We start from the raw sequence: 4,944 nt of genomic DNA, 5'->3' as shown, positions 1-4,944 counted from the left end.
CTGTAGGTGTCCTGGTTCTCGATATGAAAGGCCACACCTTGCTCTTTAAGGTAGTTGGGCAGGGTGTCTTGCGGAAAGCCGGGGTGGCCTTGATCAATGTTGACAGCAATAAGTTCAAAGCCAACAGGCGCGCGGGCCTGAAGGCCCAAAAGAATATCGAGCATGCCGTAGCTGTCTTTGCCACCCGACATGCAGACCATGATGCGGTCGCCTTCTTCGATCAGATTGAAGTCGCTGATAGCCTGACCCATCTGGCGGCACAAGCGTTTTTCGAGCTTGTGGGTTTCGCGTTCGATCTTGATGGCTTTGGCGGCCTCTGATTCGGCTTGCGCTTGAATCCAGGCGTTGTCTGCTGCTGTGTCTGTGTTCATGAGGTTCACCACTGTCCAGTTTCCATGCGAATGGCCACTTCGCAGTCTTCAAAAATTTCAAGTTTGGCAATCTTGACGCGCACGCCCAGCACGCCGGGCAACTGCATCAGGCGGTTCGAGACTTTGCCGATCAAAGTTTCCAACAGGTTGATGTGCTCGGCCGTGCATTCATCGATGATGATTTTGCGCACTTTGCGGTAGTCCAGCACCGAGGTGATGTCGTCGTCGCTGGGCAGCAGGGGTTGTGTGCCCAGGTTCAGCTCGGCATCGACCTGGATCGGTTGGGGCTCGATTTTTTCATGCTCGAGGATGCCCAAGTTGGCGTCAAAGCGCAAACCGGTCAGCTCCAGTGTTTGGTGTCCTGCGGGTGTTTTCATGGCGCGGGTTTGATTTGGAAAATTTCAACCCCGACGGCTTCGCAGTCCGGGTACACGTCGGGTTTGCAGCTGGACAGGCGCACCGCTCGCACCTGCGGGTGGGCGATCAGTTCTAGCATCAGGTCGTCGCACAAAGTCTCTTGCAAAACGATGTGGCCTTGGGCCACCCGGCGCGCAATCACCTCGCGGATGAAGTCGTAGTCCACCACCTCGGCCAGATCGTCTTGAGTCGGTGTGGACGCGCTGTAGGGCACAAACAGCTCCACATTGAAGACGATCCGCTGGGGGCCGAGCTTTTCAAAGTCGTGCGCGCCGATGCGCACGTCCACCGTGTGGTTTCGCAAAAACAGGCGGCGGCAATTCAGCGCCAAATCGGTCATCAGGTCGCTCATGCGGGGTCTTTCGGTTCACCCAAAAACATCACGTCGCGCGCCAAAGGCACCAGGTGCTGGCCGTTGTCCACGCACACGGTGGTGCCGGTGATGCAGGGGTTTTGTGCCAAAAACAGGCAGGTGGCCGCCACCTGCGCCGGGTCAATCGGCTCGCGCAAGAGGTTCACGCGGCTGTTGCGGTCAAAGTTCTCTTGGGTTTGTGGGCCGCTCAAAAACATGAGGCCCGGGGCCACGCCACACACCCGCAAAGGGGCCAGAGCTTGGGCCTGCAAGGACACGGCGCGCTCCAGCGCCAATTTGGAGACGGTGTACGAGAAATAGTCCGGGTTCAGGTTGAACACCTTTTGGTCCAGGATGTGGATCACGCTGCGTTGACCGGATTTCGCGTCGGGCGCGGATTGCTGCGCCATCAGCGAGGCCAGCAACATGGGCGCAATCAGGTTCACTTCCAACTGCAAACGGGCACCCGTCAAGTCCATGTTGGTGCCCTCGTCCGGTTCGAAGAGCGAGGCGTTGTTCACCAGGCAATCGAGCGGCCCGGTGGCCTGCGTGATGTAGGCCACCATGCGCTCAACCTCGGAACTTTGCGCCAGGTCGGCCTGCACCAGTTCGACACTTGCGCCCTGCGATTGCAGTTCGGCCTGCAAGCCCTGCGCTGCAGCAGCTGAGCGTTGGTAATGGCACCACACGCGCCAGCCCGCCGCCGCGAATTGGCGAACGATCTCTGCGCCCAGGCGGTGAGCGCCTCCGGTGACCAGAACTTGTTTCATGAATGTGAGCAGCTTGTGATTCGGGCGATGACGGGATATCAGGAAAGGTCGGTTCAGAGAGTTTGTCGCCCCGGACTCGATCCGGGGTCCATGCTTGCGTAACTGTGGATGCTGGATCAAGTCCAGCATGCCACCCGTTGAAGCCAACCGCCAATTATCGGCCAAGCCATGACCTCTGACCCCGGTGCCTCGGTAAACCCCACCCACCTTCGGCGACAATCCTTGCGTGACTCCGCCAAAGCCCTCTGCCCCCAACGAACTGACGCACCGCATCCACCAAGCCATCGCACAGGCCGGGGGCTGGATCGGTTTTGACCGTTTCATGGCCATGGCCTTGTACGAGCCGGGTCTGGGCTATTACACCAACGCTTTGCAAAAGTTCGGGGCTATGCCCTCTTCGGGCAGCGATTTCGTAACTGCCCCGGGCATGTCGCCCCTGTTTGGCCAATCCCTGGCGGTGCAGGTGCAAGAGGCGCTGGCGGCCACTGGCACGGATGAAGTCTGGGAGTTTGGCGCGGGCACCGGTGCCCTGGCCCTGCAGCTGCTGGACAGTCTGGGCGATGCCGTGAAGCGTTACACCATCATTGACTTGTCGGGCACTTTGCGCGCTCGGCAGGCCGAGACCTTGCTGAAGCATGCCGCCAAAGTGCGCTGGCTCGACGCTTGGCCCGACGCCATTGAGGGCGTAGTGGTGGGCAACGAAGTGCTGGACGCCATGCCGGTACAGCTTTTGCAGTGCACGCAAGGCGTTTGGCACGAGCGCGGCGTGGTCACCACCGGTGAAGAATTCGCTTGGCAAGACTGCATCACCGACTTGCGCCCGCCTGTCGAGATCGAAGGCGAGCACGATTACCTGACCGAGATTCACCCCCAAGCCGAAGCCTTTATCGCCAGCCTGGCTGAGCGGCTGCTGGCCGGACGCGGCGGGGCAGCGTTCTTTCTGGATTACGGTTTCCCCGGGGCCGAATACTTCCACCCCCAGCGCCACATGGGCACTGTCATGTGCCACCAGCTGCACCAGGCCGACGACAACCCCTTGGTGGCGGTGGGCCAAAAAGACATCACCGCCCATGTCAACTTCACCGGGGTGGCCTTGGCGGCGCAAAACGCCGGGCTGAATGTGTTGGGCTACACCAGCCAAGCCTGGTTTTTGCTGAACCTGGGTTTGGCCGAGCGCATGGCAAACGCCAGTTTGGCCGAGCGCAGCCAGGCCCAGCGCCTGATCAACGAGCACGAAATGGGTGAGTTGTTCAAGGTGATCGGTTTTTCCACTTCTGCCGATGTGTCCGCCCAGGGTTTTGCCCGTGGCGACCGCTCGCACCGCCTGTAAACGGCACCGAGGCAAGCTCATGTTGCGTTGGCTCATCGTGGTGTTTTTGGCGCTCATCATTTTCAGTGGCCTGCAAAAGTGGCTTGAAAAAATTGGCATCGGCCGCCTTCCTGGAGACTTCCGATTTCGTTTGTTCGGCCGGGAGTTTTTTATCCCCATCACCAGCACCTTGCTGCTGAGCATGGTGGCGGCTGGCATCGCGCGCTGGTTATGAAGCACAGCGGCTGGCTGCACACAGCCAGCCGCTGCCCGACGAAAAGGCAGAGACGGCACCGAACGTGTTACAGTAAGGCACGCCATTGGCGACTTATGCCCATCTAGCTCCCTGCGAGCCGATAGCGCATCCCGGCAGAGGGATGCCAGTCTTGTCCTCCACTGTGCACATCGCCCGCCATGCTTACCTAAGCTGGGCCCAGACGATTTTTTTGCTTCCTTTTTGACGCACCTCTGCACGGTGCTGTTGTTGGGCAGGCCTTCAGGGCTGCTTATGGGGGCGCTTTTTTGGCAGCAGGACATGCCAAGACCCGTGCCGCCGCACAGCCCCCTGAGGGCCAGCCAAGCGGTGCGACCCCCTTCGTTAAAATACATGACTGTTCAATATTGTTCACACCAACCCATCTCCATGGGAAAATTCCGAATTCAACCGTGTTCCAGGGCTTTGCCCAATGGCGCATTTGGCGCGCAAGTGTCCGTGGCCAGTGGCCGCGGCAGTGCCAGCACTGACCGTGTGATGCGGTTTGTGCCCGAATTTGCAACGCCTGACGCCGCCAGCCAATATGCCCTCGATGAAGGCATGTTGTGGGTGGAGCGCCAGACGACGAAACCGATCCTGCTTTGAGAAAGACGTTTTAAATGGCTAAAGAAGAACTGATTGAACTGATGGGCGTGGTCAACGAGGTGTTGCCCGACACCCGTTTTCGCGTGACCCTGGACAACGGCCACCAATTGATTGCTTATTCGGCTGGCAAGATGCGCAAGAACCACATCCGCATTTTGGCGGGTGACCGTGTGACGCTGGAACTCTCGCCTTACGACCTGAGCAAAGGCCGCATCAGCTTCCGTCACCTGGCTGGCCGTGCCCCCATGGCACCGCGCCGTCCGCCCGCACGCTGAGCCTGTTTGGTTCCCGTTGCGTTGATCTGAGTCAACGCGCCAGGCTCTTGAATCGCGCAGCATGGCCCCCAAGTGATTTTTAAACACAGGGGATTTCATGACCGTTTCATCCGATACTTTGCACATTGTTTGTCCGCACTGCCACACCACCAACCGGGTGCGTGAGGCGGATATGCGCAATGCACCCGATTGCGGACATTGCCACCAAACGCTTTTTGATGGCCAACCGGCAGCGCTCGATGACACCAGTTTTGACAAGCACATTGGCCGCAACCATGTGCCTGTGTTGGTGGACTTTTGGGCCCCTTGGTGCGGCCCTTGCCGCATGATGGCCCCGGCTTATGCGCAAGCCGCTGGCCTTTTGGAGCCCCAAGTGCGTGTGGCCAAACTCAACACCGAAGAAGCGCAGGCCATGGCCGCCCGTTTCAACATCCGCAGCATCCCGACCCTCGCCTTGTTTGTCGGCGGCAAAGAAGTGGCCCGCCAGGCGGGCGCTTTTCGCACAGCGCAAGACATCGCCGACTGGACGCGCTCGCATTTGTGATGTCCAGCGTTTGTCGGACCTGAAGGCACCGACCTACAAACACCGAC

Annotated in this window: 8 protein-coding genes and 1 pseudogene; 5 read left to right on the top strand and 4 right to left on the bottom strand. The window is 59.5% G+C overall.

What is annotated here, in order from left to right:
* The 4 genes and pseudogenes from Q0341_RS14480 to Q0341_RS14465 form a co-directional block, all read right to left on the bottom strand.
* Positions 1-371, bottom strand: a pseudogene (locus Q0341_RS14480) (tRNA 2-thiocytidine(32) synthetase TtcA); the annotation flags it as partial.
* Between the two features lie 5 nt (positions 372-376).
* Positions 377-748, bottom strand: a complete 372-nt coding sequence (locus Q0341_RS14475) for a dihydroneopterin aldolase (RefSeq protein ID WP_299514735.1) — start codon at positions 746-748, stop codon at positions 377-379.
* Positions 745-1,140, bottom strand: a complete 396-nt coding sequence (locus Q0341_RS14470) for a dihydroneopterin aldolase (protein ID WP_299514733.1) — start codon at positions 1,138-1,140, stop codon at positions 745-747. The genes Q0341_RS14475 and Q0341_RS14470 overlap by 4 nt, the downstream gene beginning before the upstream one ends.
* The gene (locus Q0341_RS14465) at positions 1,137-1,910 is read right to left on the bottom strand and encodes an SDR family oxidoreductase (RefSeq protein WP_299514731.1); all 774 of its coding nucleotides are present in this window, start codon (positions 1,908-1,910) and stop codon (positions 1,137-1,139) included. The genes Q0341_RS14470 and Q0341_RS14465 overlap by 4 nt, the downstream gene beginning before the upstream one ends.
* Before the next feature lie 226 nt (positions 1,911-2,136).
* On the opposite strand from Q0341_RS14465, the gene Q0341_RS14460 reads away from it, so the two are divergent.
* From Q0341_RS14460 to trxC, 5 genes are all read left to right on the top strand, one after another.
* On the top strand, positions 2,137-3,240 hold the full coding sequence (locus Q0341_RS14460) for an SAM-dependent methyltransferase (protein ID WP_299514729.1): 1,104 nt from the start codon (positions 2,137-2,139) through the stop codon (positions 3,238-3,240).
* A gap of 19 nt (positions 3,241-3,259) precedes the next feature.
* Positions 3,260-3,454: a DUF2905 domain-containing protein gene (locus Q0341_RS14455; RefSeq protein ID WP_299514727.1), complete on the top strand. Its 195-nt coding sequence runs from the start codon at positions 3,260-3,262 to the stop codon at positions 3,452-3,454.
* A gap of 408 nt (positions 3,455-3,862) precedes the next feature.
* Entirely contained in the window at positions 3,863-4,078 is a 216-nt protein-coding gene (locus Q0341_RS14450; protein WP_299514724.1) for a hypothetical protein, read from the top strand.
* Between the two features lie 14 nt (positions 4,079-4,092).
* Positions 4,093-4,353, top strand: a complete 261-nt coding sequence (gene infA / locus Q0341_RS14445) for a translation initiation factor IF-1 (RefSeq protein WP_019426546.1) — start codon at positions 4,093-4,095, stop codon at positions 4,351-4,353.
* Between the two features lie 97 nt (positions 4,354-4,450).
* Positions 4,451-4,897, top strand: coding sequence for a thioredoxin TrxC (trxC, locus tag Q0341_RS14440; RefSeq protein WP_299514721.1), 447 nt, complete (start codon positions 4,451-4,453; stop codon positions 4,895-4,897).
* The last annotated feature ends 47 nt before the right edge of the window (positions 4,898-4,944 follow it).

It is taken from the genome of uncultured Limnohabitans sp. (genome assembly GCF_937889215.1).
Classification (GTDB): Bacteria; Pseudomonadota; Gammaproteobacteria; order Burkholderiales; family Burkholderiaceae_C; genus Limnohabitans_A.
This window is presented reverse-complemented; position numbering and strand designations above follow the sequence as displayed.